20 protein-coding genes are annotated in these 17510 nt (G+C 57.2%); 9 read left to right on the top strand and 11 right to left on the bottom strand.

Going from position 1 to position 17510, the window contains the following annotated elements; all coding sequences use genetic code 11:
* Nucleotides 1-10: 10 nt before the first annotated feature.
* The 3 genes from ACO0LO_RS17245 to ACO0LO_RS17235 form a co-directional block, all read right to left on the bottom strand.
* A complete protein-coding gene (locus ACO0LO_RS17245; protein ID WP_422965641.1) occupies nucleotides 11-865 on the bottom strand; it encodes a UDP-2,3-diacylglucosamine diphosphatase in 855 nt (284 codons plus the stop codon).
* On the bottom strand, nucleotides 862-1629 hold the full coding sequence (locus ACO0LO_RS17240) for a GNAT family N-acetyltransferase (RefSeq protein ID WP_422965639.1): 768 nt from the start codon (nucleotides 1627-1629) through the stop codon (nucleotides 862-864). The genes ACO0LO_RS17245 and ACO0LO_RS17240 overlap by 4 nt, the downstream gene beginning before the upstream one ends.
* Before the next feature lie 160 nt (nucleotides 1630-1789).
* Entirely contained in the window at nucleotides 1790-2320 is a 531-nt protein-coding gene (locus ACO0LO_RS17235; protein WP_422965637.1) for a hypothetical protein, read from the bottom strand.
* 527 nt (nucleotides 2321-2847) lie between these two features.
* Between ACO0LO_RS17235 and pstS the strand changes: the two genes are divergently transcribed.
* Nucleotides 2848-3906: a phosphate ABC transporter substrate-binding protein PstS gene (gene pstS, locus ACO0LO_RS17230; protein ID WP_422965635.1), complete on the top strand. Its 1059-nt coding sequence runs from the start codon at nucleotides 2848-2850 to the stop codon at nucleotides 3904-3906.
* 64 nt (nucleotides 3907-3970) lie between these two features.
* Here the strand turns inward: pstS and ACO0LO_RS17225 are convergent, their stop codons facing one another.
* The 3 genes from ACO0LO_RS17225 to ACO0LO_RS17215 all read right to left on the bottom strand — a co-directional run bounded on the left by ACO0LO_RS17225 (nucleotide 3971) and on the right by ACO0LO_RS17215 (nucleotide 6234).
* Nucleotides 3971-4576: a lysophospholipid acyltransferase family protein gene (locus tag ACO0LO_RS17225; protein ID WP_422965633.1), complete on the bottom strand. Its 606-nt coding sequence runs from the start codon at nucleotides 4574-4576 to the stop codon at nucleotides 3971-3973.
* Nucleotides 4577-4693: 117 nt separating this feature from the next.
* Entirely contained in the window at nucleotides 4694-5305 is a 612-nt protein-coding gene (locus tag ACO0LO_RS17220) for a ParA family protein (protein ID WP_422965631.1), read from the bottom strand.
* 209 nt (nucleotides 5306-5514) lie between these two features.
* The gene (locus ACO0LO_RS17215; RefSeq protein ID WP_422965629.1) at nucleotides 5515-6234 is read right to left on the bottom strand and encodes a pseudouridine synthase; all 720 of its coding nucleotides are present in this window, start codon (nucleotides 6232-6234) and stop codon (nucleotides 5515-5517) included.
* Nucleotides 6235-6436: 202 nt separating this feature from the next.
* On the opposite strand from ACO0LO_RS17215, the gene ACO0LO_RS17210 reads away from it, so the two are divergent.
* Together ACO0LO_RS17210 and ACO0LO_RS17205 are read left to right on the top strand one after the other, a co-directional pair.
* Nucleotides 6437-6649 carry a YgaP family membrane protein gene (locus ACO0LO_RS17210; protein WP_422965628.1) on the top strand — a complete coding sequence of 71 codons (213 nt, stop codon included), beginning with the start codon at nucleotides 6437-6439 and terminating at the stop codon, nucleotides 6647-6649.
* Entirely contained in the window at nucleotides 6649-7164 is a 516-nt protein-coding gene (locus ACO0LO_RS17205; RefSeq protein ID WP_422965626.1) for an RNA polymerase sigma factor, read from the top strand. The genes ACO0LO_RS17210 and ACO0LO_RS17205 overlap by 1 nt, the downstream gene beginning before the upstream one ends.
* Nucleotides 7165-7173: 9 nt before the next feature.
* Here ACO0LO_RS17205 and ACO0LO_RS17200 read toward each other — a convergent pair whose 3' ends face one another.
* From ACO0LO_RS17200 to ACO0LO_RS17190, 3 genes are all read right to left on the bottom strand, one after another.
* A complete protein-coding gene (locus ACO0LO_RS17200; protein WP_422965624.1) occupies nucleotides 7174-9168 on the bottom strand; it encodes an ATP-binding protein in 1995 nt (664 codons plus the stop codon).
* Nucleotides 9169-9258: 90 nt separating this feature from the next.
* On the bottom strand, nucleotides 9259-10002 hold the full coding sequence (locus ACO0LO_RS17195; protein ID WP_422965622.1) for a substrate-binding periplasmic protein: 744 nt from the start codon (nucleotides 10000-10002) through the stop codon (nucleotides 9259-9261).
* A 568-nt stretch (nucleotides 10003-10570) separates the two neighbouring features.
* Nucleotides 10571-11182 carry a glycine zipper 2TM domain-containing protein gene (locus ACO0LO_RS17190; protein WP_422965620.1) on the bottom strand — a complete coding sequence of 204 codons (612 nt, stop codon included), beginning with the start codon at nucleotides 11180-11182 and terminating at the stop codon, nucleotides 10571-10573.
* 186 nt (nucleotides 11183-11368) lie between these two features.
* Between ACO0LO_RS17190 and ureE the strand changes: the two genes are divergently transcribed.
* The 6 genes from ureE (at nucleotide 11369) to ACO0LO_RS17160 (ending at nucleotide 15603) form a co-directional block, all read left to right on the top strand.
* On the top strand, nucleotides 11369-11881 hold the full coding sequence (gene ureE / locus ACO0LO_RS17185; protein ID WP_422965618.1) for an urease accessory protein UreE: 513 nt from the start codon (nucleotides 11369-11371) through the stop codon (nucleotides 11879-11881).
* Nucleotides 11882-11899: 18 nt separating this feature from the next.
* Nucleotides 11900-12583 carry an urease accessory protein UreF gene (locus ACO0LO_RS17180; protein ID WP_422965616.1) on the top strand — a complete coding sequence of 228 codons (684 nt, stop codon included), beginning with the start codon at nucleotides 11900-11902 and terminating at the stop codon, nucleotides 12581-12583.
* A gap of 26 nt (nucleotides 12584-12609) precedes the next feature.
* Nucleotides 12610-13233 (top strand): urease accessory protein UreG, encoded by a 624-nt coding sequence (gene ureG, locus ACO0LO_RS17175; protein ID WP_422965614.1) that lies wholly within the window; start codon nucleotides 12610-12612, stop codon nucleotides 13231-13233.
* Nucleotides 13234-13435: 202 nt separating this feature from the next.
* Nucleotides 13436-13885, top strand: a complete 450-nt coding sequence (locus ACO0LO_RS17170; protein ID WP_422965612.1) for an ester cyclase — start codon at nucleotides 13436-13438, stop codon at nucleotides 13883-13885.
* A gap of 237 nt (nucleotides 13886-14122) precedes the next feature.
* Entirely contained in the window at nucleotides 14123-14755 is a 633-nt protein-coding gene (locus ACO0LO_RS17165; protein ID WP_422965610.1) for a PadR family transcriptional regulator, read from the top strand.
* 26 nt (nucleotides 14756-14781) lie between these two features.
* Nucleotides 14782-15603, top strand: coding sequence for a siderophore-interacting protein (locus ACO0LO_RS17160; protein WP_422965608.1), 822 nt, complete (start codon nucleotides 14782-14784; stop codon nucleotides 15601-15603).
* A gap of 59 nt (nucleotides 15604-15662) precedes the next feature.
* Here ACO0LO_RS17160 and ACO0LO_RS17155 read toward each other — a convergent pair whose 3' ends face one another.
* On the bottom strand, nucleotides 15663-16856 hold the full coding sequence (locus ACO0LO_RS17155; RefSeq protein WP_422965607.1) for a PLP-dependent aminotransferase family protein: 1194 nt from the start codon (nucleotides 16854-16856) through the stop codon (nucleotides 15663-15665).
* A 103-nt stretch (nucleotides 16857-16959) separates the two neighbouring features.
* Nucleotides 16960-17418 carry a RidA family protein gene (locus ACO0LO_RS17150; protein WP_422965605.1) on the bottom strand — a complete coding sequence of 153 codons (459 nt, stop codon included), beginning with the start codon at nucleotides 17416-17418 and terminating at the stop codon, nucleotides 16960-16962.
* Nucleotides 17419-17510: the final 92 nt, after the last annotated feature.

Raw genomic sequence — 17510 nt, 5'->3', positions numbered from 1 at the left:
ATAAGTGGCCTCAAGCGTGCAGCACAGGCTCCAGCACGTTTTCTTCGGCAACCGCCACCGAATGGCTGCGTTGCATGATGTCCTGCCAGGTCACCAGGCGCAATTCGCCACTGGCCTCCTCCACCAAGGCAGACAGGCTTTCCACCCAGTCACCGTCATTGCAATACATGACGCCGCCGATGTCGCGGATTTCGGGTTTGTGGATATGGCCGCAAATCACGCCGTCCAGGCCCTTTTTGCGCGCCTCATCGGCCAGCGCATCTTCAAATGAAGTGATATAGCTCACTGCATTCTTGACCTTGAGCTTCAGGTATTGCGACAGGGACCAGTAAGGCAGTCCGGCGCGCGCGCGCCAGTTATTGAAGACCTGGTTGAACTTCAGGATCATCGTGTACAGGCTGTCGCCGACATAGGCCAACCACTTGGCGCAGGCGATCACGCCATCGAAGCGGTCTCCATGCAGCACCAGCATACGCTTGCCCTGTGCGGTGGTATGCACCAGCTCGTCGCGGATCTTGATGCCGCCGAAATCCAGGTCGATGAACTGGCGTATCGCTTCGTCATGATTGCCCGGCACGAAAATGACCTCAGTGCCCTTCTTGGCCTTCTTCAATACTGTCTGCACAACGTTGTTATGCACCTGGTCCCAGTACCAGCGCCGTTTCAGCTGCCAGCCGTCGACGATGTCGCCGACCAGGTATAACGTATCCGACTCAGTTGCTTGCAGAAATTCCAGCAGGCGCGCTGCCTGACAGCCTGTCGTTCCCAGATGCACATCCGATATCCAGATGGTGCGGAAACGTACGATGTCTTTCTTGCTGGTCTTCAGGAATTTCTTGTCAAGGAACTGGTCGGCTGGTTTCACTGAGGCTTCTCCTCGGTACCATAGTGTTTCGCGTATCGGTTGTCCAGATTTGCCAAGGGCAGCATTACAAACAGATCCGCGCTATGGAAATCAGGATCCCAGGCCGGTTCGCCGCACACCCAGGCGCCGGCGCGCAGGTAACCCCTGAGCAGCGGCGGAACACGTGCTTCCACGCCGGTCTCCATGTCGTCGATAGGGAAAGGCAGATGCGGCTTGACCCTGTATTCCAAAGGCGAGAAATCGTTTTCCTTGAAGTTGCGGTAGATCGCTGCCGCATTATGTCCGCCGTCGGCCAGGCTGATGCTGGCGCAGCCGATCAGGTAGGTGCAGCGCTCGCGCTGCATATAGGCGGCCAGGCCGGCCCACAGCAGCATGATGACGGCGCCGCTGCGATAATCCGGGTGGATGCAGGCGCGTCCCGCTTCCGCAATGCTGCCGCGGATATTTTCCAGGCGGGACAGGTCGAATTCTGTTTCGGAATAATAACGGCCTACCTGGCGGGCGCCGTTCGGGCTCAGGATACGGTAAGTGCCGACCACTTTCAGACTCTTGGTGTCGCGCACGATCAGGTGGTCGCAGTGCTCGTCAAACTCGTCCTTGTCCAGGCCATCCGGATTGGTCAGAGCAGACAGGCCCATGGATTCTATAAACACCTTGTAGCGCAAGCGCTGCACTTCCTTGACTTCCTTGGCCGTGCTGGCAAGGCTGAGACTGAGTTTGGAAAAACTGGGGTTAGCATCAGCGGGGATGGTGAGTAATCTCATTCGTAGTCCTCTAAGTCTATGTGCCTTATGTTCACGGACGAAGATTAACTATTGATTACTTCGGCAATATGACAATTCCATGTCGGTTTGATGACATCCACAAAAAACAACAGCCTGCAAAAAGCAGGCTGTTATCGATGCGGCAAACCCTGTTACGGGATCACTTTTCCTTCTTCGGACGGCCTGCTTTCAGCGGCTCCAGACCGGCGATCAGGTTTTTCAAAGCGGCGACATCCGTCTTTTTCAGCAACACCAGGCCTATGCGCAGCAACTGGCTCTTTTTCACTTCCACGCCAGCACTGATGCAGGCTTTCTTGACCTGGCTCAGCACTTCGTATTCCGATTCCGGCATGGTGAAGCTATCGCGGACCAGCTTGGCTTTTTTGGCTTTTTCCTTGCCTGCGGCAGCAGCGGCGGACACCGCTGGCGCTGCAGACTTGCCCGCTGCCGGCTTCGCGGCTACCGGCTTGGCGATAACAGGCTTGGCTGCGATAGGCTTGGCTGCAACAACAGGTTTTTTCACTGCTTTTACGGCCTTGCCCGCGGCGGGGGCCGGCTTGGCAACGCTGGTGCTCGTATTAGTAGCTGCCTTGGCAGCAGGCGCCTTGGCGGCGGCAGCGACGATCTTCTTCGCTGGAACAACCGGAGCCTTGGTTTTTGCTGCGATTTTTTTCACTGGCGTAGTTGCCATATGATTCTCCTATGATGAAATACATAAATAATATAAACAATTTATTCCAATTAAGCAAGGCTTCATTCCACCTGCTTTAACCATTCGATGCATATCGGATAAAAAATTTGACCGAATCCGCAATTTGTCCGTAGATTAAAGTCTTGATGTGACATGCCCATTACGAGAACGTTCAAGCGTTGAAACAAAAATCCCGCGAAGACTCTCGCCGCGTGCCTCGCCGCTTTCGCGGACTGGCACCAGCATGAACTTTCTTGTATCAGCCTGTATCTGCTGTGTCTATTTTTTCCTGCCCCTGCCCCGCTCGTGCTTGCCTATTCTTACCCAACTTCAAGCAGGTGCCTTGCGGTATTCAGCCTCCCTCGCCAGGCAGCTTTCCCATATTTTCGTGCAGGGCTAAGGCAGCGGCACTACCCTTTGCAAGCAGCGTAGTGCCGACGTCCCGATTCAAGGCTATAATTCGGCCAATTCAAATTCGTTGCAATGAAGCAATCAATTAAAACCCGCTCCTTCCCCTGAAATTCCCCATGCCCCGATTTCTTTCCCTCGCCCTTTCCGCTGCACTTGCTGCTACCGTCTCCACTTCCGCTCTGTCTGCTGGAGCAGCAACCATCACCGGCGCCGGCTCTTCTGCCGCTGCGCCGCTGTATAACAAATGGGCTGAAACCTATGGCAAAAAGGCTGGAGCGTCGCTGGAATACCAGCCGGTTGGTTCTTCCGCGGGCATCAAGCAGATCAAGGCAAAAAGCGTGGACTTCGGCGCCAGCGACGTGGCCATGACAACGGCAGACCTGAAGCAGGACAAACTGATCCAGTTTCCTTCAGCAATCTCCGGCGTGGTGCCGGTACTGAACCTGCCCGGCGTGAAGACGGGAGAATTGAAGCTGACCGGTGAGTTGCTGGCCGATATCTTTGCGCGCAAAATCAGTTCCTGGGATGACGCCGCCATCGCTGCCCTCAATCCCACGTTGCGTCTGCCGCACAAGCCGATTGCCGTCATCGTGCGCCAGGACGGCTCCGGCACGACCTACAACTTCACCGACTACCTGAGCAAGGTCAACGCCGGCTGGCAAGCCGCCTACGGCAAAAACTTCACGATCAAGTGGCAAGAAGAACTGACGCAGATCAAGGGCAGCAGCGCGATCTCCGCCGCCGTGCGGAAAACACCGTACACAATCAGCTACATCGACTATAACTACGTACTGCAAGATAAACTGGATTACGCGGCACTGAAAAACCGCGAAGGTAAATTCCTGGCCCCGTCAGCAGCAGCCTTTGAGGCAGCGCTGAACAACAGCGGCTGGAAAACCCGCGGCAGCTTTGAGGAAATGCTGACAGACAAACCGGGCGCGACCACATGGCCGATTTCGATGGGCACCTTTGTCATGATGCCGCAGGCAGCGGCCAACCCCGAAAAAGCCATCGCGGCGCTGAAGTTCTTCACCTGGTGTTTCATGAACGGCGACCATTTGGTCAACAGTGTGGATCTGGTGCGCCTGCCGGACAGCATACAGGCGCGCGTCTTCAAGGAAATGATGTCGGTCACTGATACGGCCGGCAAGCCCTTGCAATGGACGCCTCAATAAACGATCGCCGAAATAAAAAAAGAGCCTGTATCGGCTCTTCTTTCACTGTCAATACTGCGGGAATTCAATCACCCCGGGCCTGAATATTGTCAGCGCTGAAATGCTGCGGGTTCTTGCCGGTAATGCCGGCGTAAAATTTCTGTATCTCGGCCATGTCAGCCTCCAGGTCGCCAGTAGGATAAAACATCTTGCCTATGCCGCCGACCTTGCGCTTAAAGTCCAGGTAGCCCAGCGCAATCGGCACCTTCGCACCCAGCGCGATATAGTAAAACCCTGTTCTCCAGTGCGTGACCTTGCCGCGCGTGCCTTCCGGCGGCACCAGCACTGCCAGTTGCGGCGCGGCATTGAAAGCATCGACGGTACCCTGCACCATATTGCCGGTCTTGATGCGATTGACGGCGATGCCGCCCAGCCAGCGCATGACGGCGCCCAGCACTGGTGGAAAAAGGCTTTGCTTGCCCATCCAATACAGCTTCAGCCGCATTGCAAATGCCACCATCAGCGTTACCGGGAAATCCCAGTTGCTGGTATGGGGTGCGGCAATCATTACATATTTAGGCTCCGCCGGCGCCGTACCGTCAACCTTCCAGCCCAGCAGCCGCAGCATGCTGATGGAAAACCAGTACATGACAGCATTGACGACAGGGGTATCGAAAATCGTATGGTGCATAAGCTAAGCCTTTGATAACACGAAGGAAAATTCCCCCGTGGCAGGCAGCATTATAGTGATTTGGATACCGGATGGAAATAAATTCCGGCGTTCGGCGTCAACAGTCTGCGTTTCCCGCTATTTTTCTATCCATTGCAGTATCTGCTGCCACTGTTCCAGGTCTTTTTCCACCTTGGACGGCGCAACGTCCCACAACGTGGCGCCATGTGCGGCCAACTGTATGTAATTCTGCGTGTCACGCAGATATCCCAATACCGGCAGGCCGCGCTGCTCCACGTAATGGCTCAACTGGTCTGCCGCGCGGCTGCGGCTGTTGACGCGCATGCCGAGGACACCAGCCTCGAAACCAGCCTCGCGCTTCAGCAATTTATTCAGGAATTCCTCGGTAGCGAGAATATCGAAGATCGAAGGCTGCAGCGGCACGACGACCTTGGTCGCGATTTTAAGCGCCGCATCCAGCCGGGCGCCCTTCAGGCCGGCCGGCGTATCCAGCACCATGTGCGTCGTACCCTTGGGCGGTTTGGCGATGTGGCCGTCCTCTATTTCCCAGGGCTGAATCACCGGCAGGTTGGCCGGACGCAGCGACAGCCAGGTGCGCGACGATTGCTGCACATCGATATCGCCCAACATCACGTTATGGCCGCGGGAAGCAAAATAGCCCGCCAGATTGGTGGCAAAGGTGCTCTTGCCGACACCGCCCTTGGGATTGGCGATCACGATAACTTGCATGCTTGCTCCTTATTCTCAATGGAAATTCGGGAAGGTGCGCAGTTCTAAAGGAATTAATTGCCGATTATGGCGGAAGGATGTTGCCATTGGCAAATATGGCAATGATTCTAATGCAAATTTGAGCGAAATACGACGGAACTGAGAATCCGGCGCATTTTAGCGCCAGATTCTCTGTTCCGTCTCGCAGTGAATAAGGAAATTAGTGCTGACTACTCGCTTGGCACGAGCAATGCCATCTGTTGCGCGTCCAGGTAACACCATTCACCTTCTTCCAGGCCCAGCGCTTCCAGCGCCAGCTGCCCTATGGCCGTGCGTCGCAGCGCGGCGCAGTGGTTGCCGGCGGCGGCCAGCATGCGTTTCACCTGATGGTATTTGCCCTGCTCCAGCACAATTTCCAACTCGTCATCGCCAAGCTGGCGGCATAGCTGCGCCGCCAAAGGCGCAGGTTCGTCATGCAATTGCACGCCCGACAACAATTTTTGGATCAGCACTTCATCCACCGGTTCTGCCGTGGTGGCGACGTATACCTTGGGGATATGCCGTTTGGGCGAGGACTGGGCGTGGATAAAGGGGCCGTCATCCGACATCAGCAGCATGCCGGTAGTGTCATGGTCCAGCCGTCCCACCGGCTGCACATCGCGCCAGCTGAACTGCTCAGGCAGCAGCGTCAGCACGCCGGGATGGTGGCTGGGCTTGCGCGAACATTCAAAATTGGCAGGCTTGTTGAGTGCGATATAGACGTGCTCGCGGTATTGCCATTCCTCGTCAAAAATGCTGAAGCTCAGGCCTTCCGTTTCCAGGGTTGCCTTGTAGTCAGTCATCACTTCGCCGGCGATGCTGAATTCGCCATCGTCTATCAGTTCACGGCAGTATTTGCGGGTGCCGAATCCCTGCGACTGCAGGATACGGTCTAAAGATAATTTGCTCATGGCGGGACTGTACCAGAAGCAGGCCAGAGTTTGCCAGCGCTTGCCTTTCTGGCCATTAAAAAAATATTTCAAAAAAATATGAATAGGCCCGAATCCAAACGGCATTCCGGCCCCTCTTGTTAAGTGAGGGCCTGGTGTCCTGAATGGAAAATTTACTCACGAGTTGTCTCACTACCTCGTTGTCTATTACAAAGGAAATATCATGTTTTATATCAAAAACCTGCCAAACTGGGAACGCGTAGTCCGGCTCATCGTCAGCTTCGCCGTGATTACCTGGGCTCTGCTGAGCCTGAACGGTGTCGTTGCCTGGATCGTTGCCGCCTCCGCTGCCGGCATTACACTATCCGGCATATTCGGCTTTTGTCCGATGTGTGTGATGGTGGGCCGTCGCCTTGACAAGGCCAAGGGAAAATAATGTTTTCGCAACAGCACCTGCCACTATTGGAGTCGGCACGCCTGGGGGATACCCAGGCGCTGGACAGCCTGCTGCGCGTCTGCCAGCCGGATATCCGGCGCTATGCGCAAAGGCGCTGCCTGCTCAGCGACGTGGACGACGCAGTGCAGGAAACCTTGCTGATCCTGTCGCGCAAGGTGCACAGCCTGCGCGTGGCGGCGGCATTTTCCGGCTGGCTGATCAAGCTGGTGCAGCGCGAATGCCGCAAACTGGGGCGAGTCACCATCAACTACGACCCCTACGATGAAGAAAAGGTGGAACAATGGCTAAGCGCCAGGCCGACAGATGCAATACGGCTGGATCTGGTCAGCGCGCTGGAATCGCTGCCGGAGCACTATCGGGACATTATCCTGCTGCGGGATTTTGAAGAATTGTCCATCAAGGAAATTGCGGCAAGCCTCGGTCTGACGCCGGCTGCGGCCAAGAGCCGCCTGCACCGCGCCCGTGAACTGACGCACGAATATATCCTGGCCTGAACTTTATTGTCAGAGCAGGTCGCTGGAACGGCGCCGCCCTTGCGACGCCACCTGCGGCAAAGTGATGGTGAAGCGCGCGCCCTTGCCGGGTTCGCTGTCCACCACGATATTCCCACCCAAGACGCCGGTCACCAGGTTGTAGACGATATTCAGACCCAGGCCGCTGCCGCCCTGTCCCAGCTTGGTGGTAAAGAAAGGATCGAAAATCCGTCCCAGGTTTTGTTCAGGTATGCCCTTGCCGTCATCGCTGATGGTAATTTCCACCAGGTCTTCGCCGGCGTTGCGGCCGCTGATCGTGACCTTGCCGCGATAATCGCCGTCAAAGCCGTGGATGAAGGCATTGTTGATCAGGTTGGTAAGCACTTGCCCTAAAGGACCAGGGTAGCTGTCCAGCACCAGCTTTGGCGGCACATTGGATTCCACGTCGTGCCGGGTTTTGCGTATGGTCGGGCTCATCGTCAGCACAATCTCGGCCACCATCTCATCCAGCGCAAAGACGCGGCGGTTGGCGCTGGTCTGGTCCACCGCCACCTGCTTGAAACTGGTGACCAGTTCGGAAGCCTTGCTCAGGTTGCGCATCAGGATGTCGGTGCCGGTGCGGGTGTTCTGGAAATAGGTTTCCAGCTGCGAGCGCCGCAGACCCTGGCTCATTTCCAGGATAATATCGTCGGTATGTTGCTGCAGCGTGCTGGTGACGGTCACGCTGGTGCCTATCGGCGTATTCAGCTCATGGGCAATGCCGGCCACCAGCGAACCCAGCGCCGCCATCTTTTCGGTGCGCAGCAATTCCCTTTGCGCCCTTTGCAGGTTTTCCAGCACGATGGTCAGTTCGGTATTGGCTACCTCCAGCGCCTGGGTACGCTCGGACACCCGTCTTTCCAGGCTGGTGTTCAGGCTGAGGATTTCCTGTTCGTTGTGGCGTTTTTCGGTAATGTCTTCCTGCACCAGGATCAGCAATGATTCGCTGCCCAGCGAAATCATCTTGCCGGAGATTTCGCACAACAGCGACTTGTCCTGGCTACCGCAGCGCAGCCAGGCTTCGTAACCGTGAATCTCATGGTCGCGCTCGGCAATCTTCAGCACCTCCTCCTGGTCTTCGGGCTTGCGCCACAGAAGGTGCTGCGCGGATTTATTATTCAGTATCTCTTCCCGCGGCCAGCCGAACTGGCGTACCCAGGCATCATTGACATCAATGACGGCAAAATCATTTTCCTTGCGTGCCACCGTCATTGCCACCGGCGATGAATGAAAAATGGCGGTGAACTTTTCTTCCGTGAAGCGCAGTGCCTGCTCTGCCCTCAGCCGTTCATTCAGCTCCTGCTGCAAAGCGGCGTTCCTGATGTCGCGATCGGAAATCAGGCCGCCCAGTTCTTCGCGCATCCGGTCCAGGCCCTGAGCCAGGCTGCCGATCTCATCCTTGCGGTGCCATTGCAAGGCCTGGTCCAGCTGGCCGCGCGCCAGCCGGGCTGTTGCCATCTGCAATTCATGCAGGGGCCGCACTATCCTGCGTTCAAACAGCAGCAGGATCAGCACAAAGGAAATCACTACCTGCGCCAGCAGCGCACCTGCCAGTTTCAAAAAATCGAGGAACAGGTCGCGCTCTATGCGGGCCGTCGTCAGTTCCACCGTCACCATGCCGATGACTTTATTGTCCAGAAAGATTTGCCGGTCTTCGCGCAACACCTCGCCGCCGCGTTGATCGTCCTTTTCACTGTGCACGAAACGGTTCTTCGATTCGTCTTCCACGGTAACGCTGACCACCTCCGGGTTGCGCATCACCGCCTGCACGAACTGGTTTGCCACTTCCTTATCAACGTTCCAGACCGGCACCGCCATCGCGCGCGACAACATGTCGGCATATTGCGACATCGGTACCCGCACCCGCAGATCCACCTCGCGCTCATAACGGTCCTTGAGCAGGAAACGCCCCAGCACCAGGGCCGGCAGCATGATGCCAAGCCCTACGCCGAGTATCAGAATTTGTCGAAGGGATAGTTTGCCCAAATGTCGCCCAATATCAAAAGACACTAGCTTGTTGTGATGCAGGTCCGGCAGCGGCAATCGGCTGAAATTTCGTGCCCAGCGCGTGCGGCCTTACTTCGATTGCTTGCGCCAAAGCTGGATATTTGTTTCTATCAGCTTGTTCATGACGTTCAGCCGGGTCAGCTTGTAAATGGCTTTCGCGATCCGGCCGCGCATCTCGCCGCTATTGCAGGCGGATTTGTGAGACAAGGTAAGATACAGGTTTTCATTCGTGACCGCAGTCGGCGCGGTCTTGACGCCGGCGATGTTCATCTTGGCGACATAGGCCAGGCCAGGATCTTCTTCATAGATCAGGTAGTCGGTGCGGGACAGGCTCAGCATCTTCAGCGCCTGCTCCAGGCTGGGCACGGTGGATATTTTCAGGGACTCCTTCGCATAGCGGTCAAACTCTTCGCCGAAGCTGTTGTTGATCACCGTCATGCCCTGCTTGCCGACCAGATCGCTCCACTTCCTGAAGTTGAGAGTACTGTTATTTTTAGTCCAGATCACCGTCCTGGTTTCGCGGAAGGCCGGATAAAAATAATCCATGTATTCCAGCCGGGGCACGGTAAAAAAAGCGCCGGCGATCAGGTCGGCGCGGCCCAGCTTGACCTCTTCCTGCACGCGGGCCCAAGGGCCGGTGTACCTGACTTCTATCGTTACGCCGATTTCCTTCGCCAGCATTTGCATCAGGTCGGCATTGGCGCCGATCAGCCTGCTTTCATTGTCCGGGTCGCGCCACAGATAGGGAGGGTATTCAGGATTGCCGGTGGCGATCAGGTGTTTGCAGGCAGTGTCATCTGCGGCGGTGGCCACTCCGGAAACCAGGCTAAATGCGGCTCCCAGCAGGGCAAGTAAAGCAAGGTGGTAAGCGGTTACGAGTCGCAGATATGCGTGGGGGCGAATTAAGTGCACAGCAAACCTACTCCCGTATCGGTGGAATTTTGATCTTTAGTGTAGTGACAGCGGGATCTATTTGCAAGAATATAGTGGTGCTATGGAAACAAAATCGCCGACTATAAGCGCGTATGGAAACAAAAGCGTACATTTGTCACCCGCCTCCTGCCATTCCGGTAAATGCAATTGGCAAATAAACACCATGGCTCCCTCAACGCTGCCGGTGCATACAAACGACAAGCACAGCCCTCGACTAGCACACATCACATGCATGGCTTCTGGCATTCATCATGCGTCCAGCAACGCGAATGTCCCACAGGCACGGAGCGCAAACCGGTGTAGGAGAAAATCCCTATTATCGATGGGGAATAACGCAGAGGCGGGTTCGTGAGGACAGACGGGCAAGGTCCTTGTGATTCTTTGCCCGTTTGCGTTCAGTAGCGGCTCCCGCCGCACTTGCCCAGGACCGCGGCGTAGCCTGAGAAATTCAGCGCCTGATGATGCTGTTGCCCGAGTTGCGGACACGGTCGCCGGCCTGCAAGCCGGGATCATGATCAAAATTAAAACTGGCCTTGTTGCCGTCCTCATATTGCACGGTCACCGCCCATACTTTGGACGATTTTACTTTTTGCTCTACCTTGCGTCCCGCATAAGCGCCACCCGCAGCGCCGGCGATGGTTGCCAGGTCGCGGCCCGTGCCACTGCCCACCTGATGGCCGAGCACTGCACCGGCAACACCGCCGGCAATCAGGCCCAGCGGGCTGCCCTCGCCATCTTTTTCGCTGACATTGACGGCTACGACCTTGCCGCAATCGCGGCAGATGCCTGTCGGTTCATTCTGCCCCGGGCGGCGCTGGGCCTCGTTCAAGGCAGCCTTGGCGCCGGCCAGCGACCTGTCGTATTCTGCCTTTGCGTCGCGCAGGCATTGCATGCGCGCGCCGGAGCTCGACTCTTCCGAACACAGCTTCTTGTCATCGGCATAGCGCGCCGACGCGCGTTTGCTCTCGGCTGCATATTGCTGTTTTGGCGTCAGGTCCTGTGCATGGGCAGCGCCCATACACGCCAGCACCAGAGAGACCATAAGGAGTTGTTTTTTCATTGTAAGCCTCAAGAAAGGGGTGGAGCGCGGATTGATTTATATTTTAGTACAGGCTCGCATGGGGCACGTGCAAATATTACAATTGCTTGTGATTTGGCTCAACGCAGTTGGCACGACAATGCCAGCCGGCCATTTTGGCATGGAACATGCTAGCCAAGTAAGAACGATTGAACGCCCTGGAGACCTATGCGTACGCTGCACACAAAACTGGATAATGCCCCCGAAATTCACGATCAGTTGACCCTCCCTTTCCATCTGCGGGAAAAAAGCCGCTTCCGCGCCAGCCTCAGTTCCGGCGAAGACGTTGCCGTGCTGACGGTGCGCGGCAGCGTACTGCGCGACGGCGAACTGATTTCCTCGGAAGACGGCTTTGTCGTCAGGATCGTTGCTGCATCCGAGCCGACCTACCGCGTGGTGTGCGCCAGCGCGCGCGAACTGCTGCGCTGCGCCTTCCACCTGGGCAATCGCCACACACAGGCGCAGGTCGGCGACGGCTTTCTGCGTATCCGCAAGGACAATGTACTGAAAGAAATGCTGGAAGGCCTGGGAGCTACCGTGGCCGAAGAGCTGGCGGCATTTGAGCCGGAAGCCGGCGCCTACGGCGGCGGGCACCATCATGGCGATGACGGCCATCCGCACAATCCGCTGGCGCCCATACCATTGCGCCAGAAAATACACCGGCCATCCGACAAACAATAACGAGCACGGGAAATACGCATGCTAGCCGCCGCATCCCTGCTGCACCTGTTGCAACTGTCCAGCCCGTCGCTGCCGATAGGCGCGTACAGCTATTCGCAAGGCCTGGAAAGCGCGATAGAAAAAGGCATGGTCAAAACCGAAGCAGACGCCAGGCCATGGATCACGGACCAGCTGCAGCACGTGGTTGCGCATTTCGAGGCGCCGATCTTATGGCGCCTGCTGCACGCATTTGCCGCGCGCGACCGCCAGGCCGTGCTGGACTGGACCGAACGTTTTATCGCCGCGCGCGACACAGCCGAGTTTCGCGCCGAGACCATACAGATGGGCTACTCGCTGGGTAAACTGGTTGCCGACCTGAACATCAGCGATGCCGGCCTGCTGGCCTGCCTGCAACAGCTGCCCGAGGTGCCCTTGCCCACGGCACTCGCTTGTGCCGCTGTCGCACTGGACGTGCCTGCCGAAGCAGCGCTACTGGGCATGCTCTTCTCGTGGGCAGAGAACCAGGTGCTGGTCTGCGTAAAATCGGTGCCGCTGGGCCAGGTTGCCGGCCAGCGCCTGCTGCTGAGCATGCGGCCGGAACTGGAGGCCGCCGCCGTTACCGCGCAAACCCTGGCAGATACCGAATTATCCAACTGGTCACCCGGCCTGTCGCTGCTGTCCATGCAGCACGAAGTACAGTACAGCCGGCTTTACCGGTCCTGACATCCCACAAATATCGAGAGAAGAAAATGACGACAACATCCAATCCATTGCGCGTAGGCATAGGCGGCCCGGTAGGTTCCGGCAAGACGGCCCTGTGCGAAATGCTGTGCAAGCAGATGCGCGACCATTACGACATGGCCGTCATCACCAACGACATCTATACCAAGGAAGACATGGAAATCCTGCTGCGCGCCGATGCACTGCCGGCAGAACGACTGATGGGCGTGGAAACCGGCGGCTGCCCGCACACGGCGATACGCGAGGATGCATCGATCAACCTGGAAGCGATTTCCCGCATGTGCGCCGACTTCCCCAACCTGGACCTGATCCTCGTGGAATCCGGCGGCGACAATCTGGCAGCCACCTTCAGCCCCGAATTATCCGACCTGACCATCTACGTCATCGACGTCGCCGGCGGCGAAAAAATCCCGCGCAAGGGCGGCCCCGGCATTACCCGCTCCGACCTGCTGATCATCAACAAGACCGACCTTGCACCTTATGTCGGCGCCAACCTGGACATCATGGCACAGGATGCAAAACGCATGCGCGGTGACCGGCCTTTTGTCTTTACCAACCTGAAGAGCGGCGACGGCGTAGCGACAATTATTGAATTTATCCGCAGCGAGGGCCTGCTGGGTTTAAAGCAGTAAGCCGCCCGCACATTTCTCAATACCGCCGTTGTCGGCGTATGTGAATTCTTATTCGCAAGTTTCAATTGCCTGCACGATCGAGCGAGGCGAGGCGATTGCGCAGCAAGAAACGGAGCGCCGCGCAGGCATCCACTTGGTATTGTCCCGGCTAAGAGATGCATCCTGCTTCTCTTTTTCAACGGACTTTATCAAGGAATTTATCATGTCAAAAGAAGACGACAACAAAGCCACCGTAGGCCGCTGGTTCACGGAGTTCTGGGGTTCTGCTTATAACCCTTCCGTGGTCGATGAACTCGCGGCTCCCGACATGCTGCTGCAGTACTCGCTGCATGAACCGCGCCGCGGCCGCGCCGATATCAAGGCATTCATGGGCGACTTTCGCGCAGCGTTTCCAGACCTGGCTTTCGCCGGCGCCGCCGAACTGATCGCCGAAGGCGACTATGTCGTTGGCCGCTGGGTAGGCGGTGGCACGCACACCGGGCCGGCATTCAGCGATTTTCTGATCGGCTCGCTGCCTGCGGCAACCGGCCGCGCCATGCGCTTCACCGGTACAACCGTGCTACGCCTGAAAGACGGCAAGATCGTTGAAGAGCTGGGCCTTGACGATGGCGTAAGCGCCCTGCAGCAACTTGGTCTGATCAAAGCCGTCTAGTGCTACCCCAGGTCGGCTTGACCTGGGGTATGTATCCCCTCTCAAGCTGGCCTGTTCCCCGCCCCCCTCCATACCCTCCTTGCCCGTTCGCCCTCGCAAAATAAACTTGACATCGGCGGCTTAAGATATATCATGAGTAACAGTTAAAGATATATCTTTAAATTATTCTTTAATTTAGTCTTTAGATTATTCTTTAATTACTTTTCAAGCATATCGAAACAGACGCATAAGGAAATCATGAGAAATTCACATCATCATCGGGATGGCCATGGCCATCACCATCACCATGAAGAACATCAGGGCCATTATTATTTTGCGGGACATCACGATCCTTTCGGCGATGATGCCGGCGGCGAGCGCATGCGTGGCGGCCATGGGCACGGACGTGGACGAGGCGACCGCGCGGAACGCGTGTTCGGCCGCGGCGACCTGCCGCTGATCGTACTCGCATTGATAGAAATCGCCCCGCGTCACGGCTACGAAGTCATCAAGGCCATAGAAGAACGCTGCGGCGGCGCCTACGCGCCCAGCCCCGGCGCCATCTATCCTACGCTGACACTACTGGAAGAGCAGGATCTGGTGCAGTCAGAAGAAAGTACGGCCACCGGCGGTAAAAAGCGTTACTCCATCACCGATGCCGGCCGCACCTATCTGGCGGATAACCGCGCCCAGGTAGACGGCGTATTGGCAAGGCTGGACTTGCTGGCGCGGGTACAGGCCAAGCAATCCCTGCCGGAGCGCGTGATGCAGTCCATGCATACGTTGAAACATGCGCTGCTGCTACGCAAGGGAAGCTGGACCGCCGCCGAGGCCGAACGCGTCTCCGCGATCCTGGAACAGGCGGCCCACGATATCGTCGATGAAGTCTGAAGAATCCGACAGAAAGAACCAGCAACATGACAGAAACCACTAGCCGGCAGCACCGTGTGGAACGCGTGCGCCATCCCTTAAAAATGCGCGTGCTGACGGTATTGCGCACAGAATTGCTGACCTCGCACATGCTGCGCGTCACCCTCACCGGCGATGACCTGGAGGGCTTTGTATCGGCCGCGCATGACGATCACGTCAAGCTGTTCTTCCCGCCCCCGGGCTCAGACCAGCCTGTCCTGCCGGCTTTGGGGCAGCAAGGCATCATTACCGAGGGCCTTCCGCAAAAGCCGATCGCCCGTAACTATACGCCGCGCCGCTACGATCCCGTCGGCCAGCAACTGGACATCGATTTCATGCTGCATGGCGACGGACCTGCGGCAAGCTGGGCGGCAAGAGCCAAACCCGGCATGACGCTGGGCGTAGGCGGCCCGCGCGGCTCGATGATCGTACCGGCGGATTATGACTGGTATCTGCTGGCAGGCGACCAGACGGCGCTGCCGGCCATCGCGCGCCGCCTGGAAGAACTGCCTGCGCAGACCCGGGCGATCGCCATCATCGCTATCGCGGACGCCAGTGAAAAAATGGCGCTGGACAGCGAGGCGCACACCCAGATCATCTGGCTCGACCAGAGCACTGGGGATACGACGGAATTGTTCCTGGCAGCGCTGAAAGAATTGCAGTTGCCGCAAGGGGAAGGCTACGCATGGGTTGCCGCAGAACTGAACACCGTACTTGCGGTGCGCAACTATCTGGTGCAGCAACGCGGCATGGACAAAAGCCAGGTGCATGCGGCAAGCTACTGGAGAAGCGGCGCCAGCGAACACCACCAGACGCACGACGATGAATAAAAAAACGGGTTTGCCGCTTGCAGCAAACCCGTCTTCAGACTTCAGTCAATATTCAAGGATTACAGCTTGGCCTTGATCAGCTTGCCCAGTTTTTCCACGCCTTCATTGATCTTGGCCGGTGGCACAGTCACAAAACTCAGACGCAGCGTATTGGTCTCTGCTTCGTTCGCATAGAACGGGCCGCCGGGAACAAAGGCAACGTTTTGCTCGATTGCCGCCGCCAGCAGCTGGTTGGCGTCAATGTGCTTGGGCAAGGTCACCCAGATGAACATGCCGCCTTCAGGACGCGTCCACGTCACGCCTGCAGGGAAATATTTGCCCAGCGCTTCCAGCATCGCGGCGCACTGCTTGGAATACAGGTCGCGGATAGTCGGAATATGTTCGTTGAGGAAACCATCCTTGATGACTTCATGCACGACCATCTGCGTCAGCTGCGACGTATGCAGGTCAGTTGCCTGCTTGGCCTGTTCCAGCTTACGGATCAGCGGCACGGGGCCGACGACATACCCCAGGCGTATGCCCGGTGTCAGCACCTTGGAAAACGAGCCCATGTAGATCACGCCGCCCGGATTCATCGTCAGCATCTTCGGCAGCGGTTCGCCGGTGTAGCACAGGTCGCCGTATGGATTATCTTCCACCAGCGGCACACCCAGCCGGGCGCAGATATCCACCAGTTCATAACGACGCTCTACCGACAGCGTACGGCCGGTCGGGTTCTGGAAATTCGGCAGCGCGTACAGCAGGCGTGCGCCGGCGCCTTTGGCCGCAACGGAGGCAGGCACCAGGCCGTGTTCATCCATGTCCACCGATTCAAACGTAGGCTGGTACACGGAGAAGGCCTGCAATGCGCCCAGGTAGCTTGGTGTTTCCACCAGCACTTTGCTACCCTCGTCGATCAATACCTTGCCTAGCAGATCCAGGCCTTGCTGCGAACCGGACACCATCATCACCTGCTCGGGCAGGATCTTGGCGCCGTCGGTGGACAGGGAGTCGGCGATGAATTCGCGCAAGGGCGCATAACCGTCGGTCGGGCCGTACTGCAGGGCCACCTTGCCGGAACGGGTCAGCACCGCATCGAATGCGGCGCGCATGCGGTCTACCGGGAAGGTTTCAGGCGAAGGCAGGCCGCCGGCAAAAGAAATGACTTCCGGGCGCATCGTGATCTTCAGGATTTCGCGGATCGCGGAGCTTTGCAGCTGTTCGGCGCGATGGGAAAATTTCCACTGTATGGGGCTAGGGTTTTCGAGTTTCATGGTCATTCCAGGAAGTCTTTAAAAAACGGCTCAGGCCAGTCCGGCGCATGCTGGGGCGTGCATGTTGTTGCGGCCCGCTGCACCGGCTGCTCTGCCGGCTGGATTATTCTATCTCTGCAATCAGTTCAATTTCCACGCAGGCGCCCAAGGGGATCTGCGCTACGCCGAAAGCGGAGCGCGCATGCTTGCCTTGTTCGCCGAATACTTCGCCGATCAGTTCCGACGCGCCATTGGTCACCAGATGCTGCTCGGTGAAATCGCCGGTGGAATTGACCAGGCTCATCAGCTTGACAATGCGCTTGACGCGGTTCAGGTCGCCGCCGCATGCCGCCTGCAGGGTTGCCATCAGGTCGATAGCCACTGCGCGCGCTGCTTGTTGCCCTTCTTCGGTAGTAATGTTTTTACCCAGCTGGCCTACCCATACCTTGCCGTCTTTTTTTGCAATATGGCCGGATAGGAAAACGGTGTTGCCTGTCTGCACAAACATCACATACGCTGCAGCGGGCGCCGCGACAGCTGGCAATTCAATGTTCAGTGCTTTCAGTTTTTCGTAAAAAGACATGGCTATTCCAAAAATGTTAGTTGCAAGGCAAGCTTCTTGACAGAGTTGCGACCATCAGGAGGCGAATTACGTATTGTACGACCGTGAAGCCA

The sequence above is a fragment of the Undibacterium sp. TJN25 genome (genome assembly GCF_049339885.1).
GTDB lineage: Bacteria > Pseudomonadota > Gammaproteobacteria > Burkholderiales > Burkholderiaceae_D > Undibacterium.
The sequence above is the reverse complement of the archived record's forward strand: the minus strand, read 5'-3'. Positions and strand labels throughout refer to the sequence as shown.

Excerpts from the sequence above, each read along its gene's own strand:
- ACO0LO_RS17240 (WP_422965639.1), bottom strand. The coding sequence starts at position 1,629 with ATGAGATTACTCACCATCCCCGCTGATGCTAACCCCAGTTTTTCCAAA.
- ACO0LO_RS17235 (WP_422965637.1), bottom strand. The coding sequence starts at position 2,320 with ATGGCAACTACGCCAGTGAAAAAAATCGCAGCAAAAACCAAGGCTCCG.
- pstS (WP_422965635.1), top strand. The coding sequence starts at position 2,848 with ATGCCCCGATTTCTTTCCCTCGCCCTTTCCGCTGCACTTGCTGCTACC.
- ACO0LO_RS17225 (WP_422965633.1), bottom strand. The coding sequence starts at position 4,576 with ATGCACCATACGATTTTCGATACCCCTGTCGTCAATGCTGTCATGTAC.
- ACO0LO_RS17220 (WP_422965631.1), bottom strand. The coding sequence starts at position 5,305 with ATGCAAGTTATCGTGATCGCCAATCCCAAGGGCGGTGTCGGCAAGAGC.
- ACO0LO_RS17215 (WP_422965629.1), bottom strand. The coding sequence starts at position 6,234 with ATGAGCAAATTATCTTTAGACCGTATCCTGCAGTCGCAGGGATTCGGC.
- ACO0LO_RS17210 (WP_422965628.1), top strand. The coding sequence starts at position 6,437 with ATGTTTTATATCAAAAACCTGCCAAACTGGGAACGCGTAGTCCGGCTC.
- ACO0LO_RS17205 (WP_422965626.1), top strand. The coding sequence starts at position 6,649 with ATGTTTTCGCAACAGCACCTGCCACTATTGGAGTCGGCACGCCTGGGG.
- ACO0LO_RS17190 (WP_422965620.1), bottom strand. The coding sequence starts at position 11,182 with ATGAAAAAACAACTCCTTATGGTCTCTCTGGTGCTGGCGTGTATGGGC.
- ureE (WP_422965618.1), top strand. The coding sequence starts at position 11,369 with ATGCGTACGCTGCACACAAAACTGGATAATGCCCCCGAAATTCACGAT.
- ACO0LO_RS17180 (WP_422965616.1), top strand. The coding sequence starts at position 11,900 with ATGCTAGCCGCCGCATCCCTGCTGCACCTGTTGCAACTGTCCAGCCCG.
- ureG (WP_422965614.1), top strand. The coding sequence starts at position 12,610 with ATGACGACAACATCCAATCCATTGCGCGTAGGCATAGGCGGCCCGGTA.
- ACO0LO_RS17170 (WP_422965612.1), top strand. The coding sequence starts at position 13,436 with ATGTCAAAAGAAGACGACAACAAAGCCACCGTAGGCCGCTGGTTCACG.
- ACO0LO_RS17165 (WP_422965610.1), top strand. The coding sequence starts at position 14,123 with ATGAGAAATTCACATCATCATCGGGATGGCCATGGCCATCACCATCAC.
- ACO0LO_RS17160 (WP_422965608.1), top strand. The coding sequence starts at position 14,782 with ATGACAGAAACCACTAGCCGGCAGCACCGTGTGGAACGCGTGCGCCAT.
- ACO0LO_RS17155 (WP_422965607.1), bottom strand. The coding sequence starts at position 16,856 with ATGAAACTCGAAAACCCTAGCCCCATACAGTGGAAATTTTCCCATCGC.
- ACO0LO_RS17150 (WP_422965605.1), bottom strand. The coding sequence starts at position 17,418 with ATGTCTTTTTACGAAAAACTGAAAGCACTGAACATTGAATTGCCAGCT.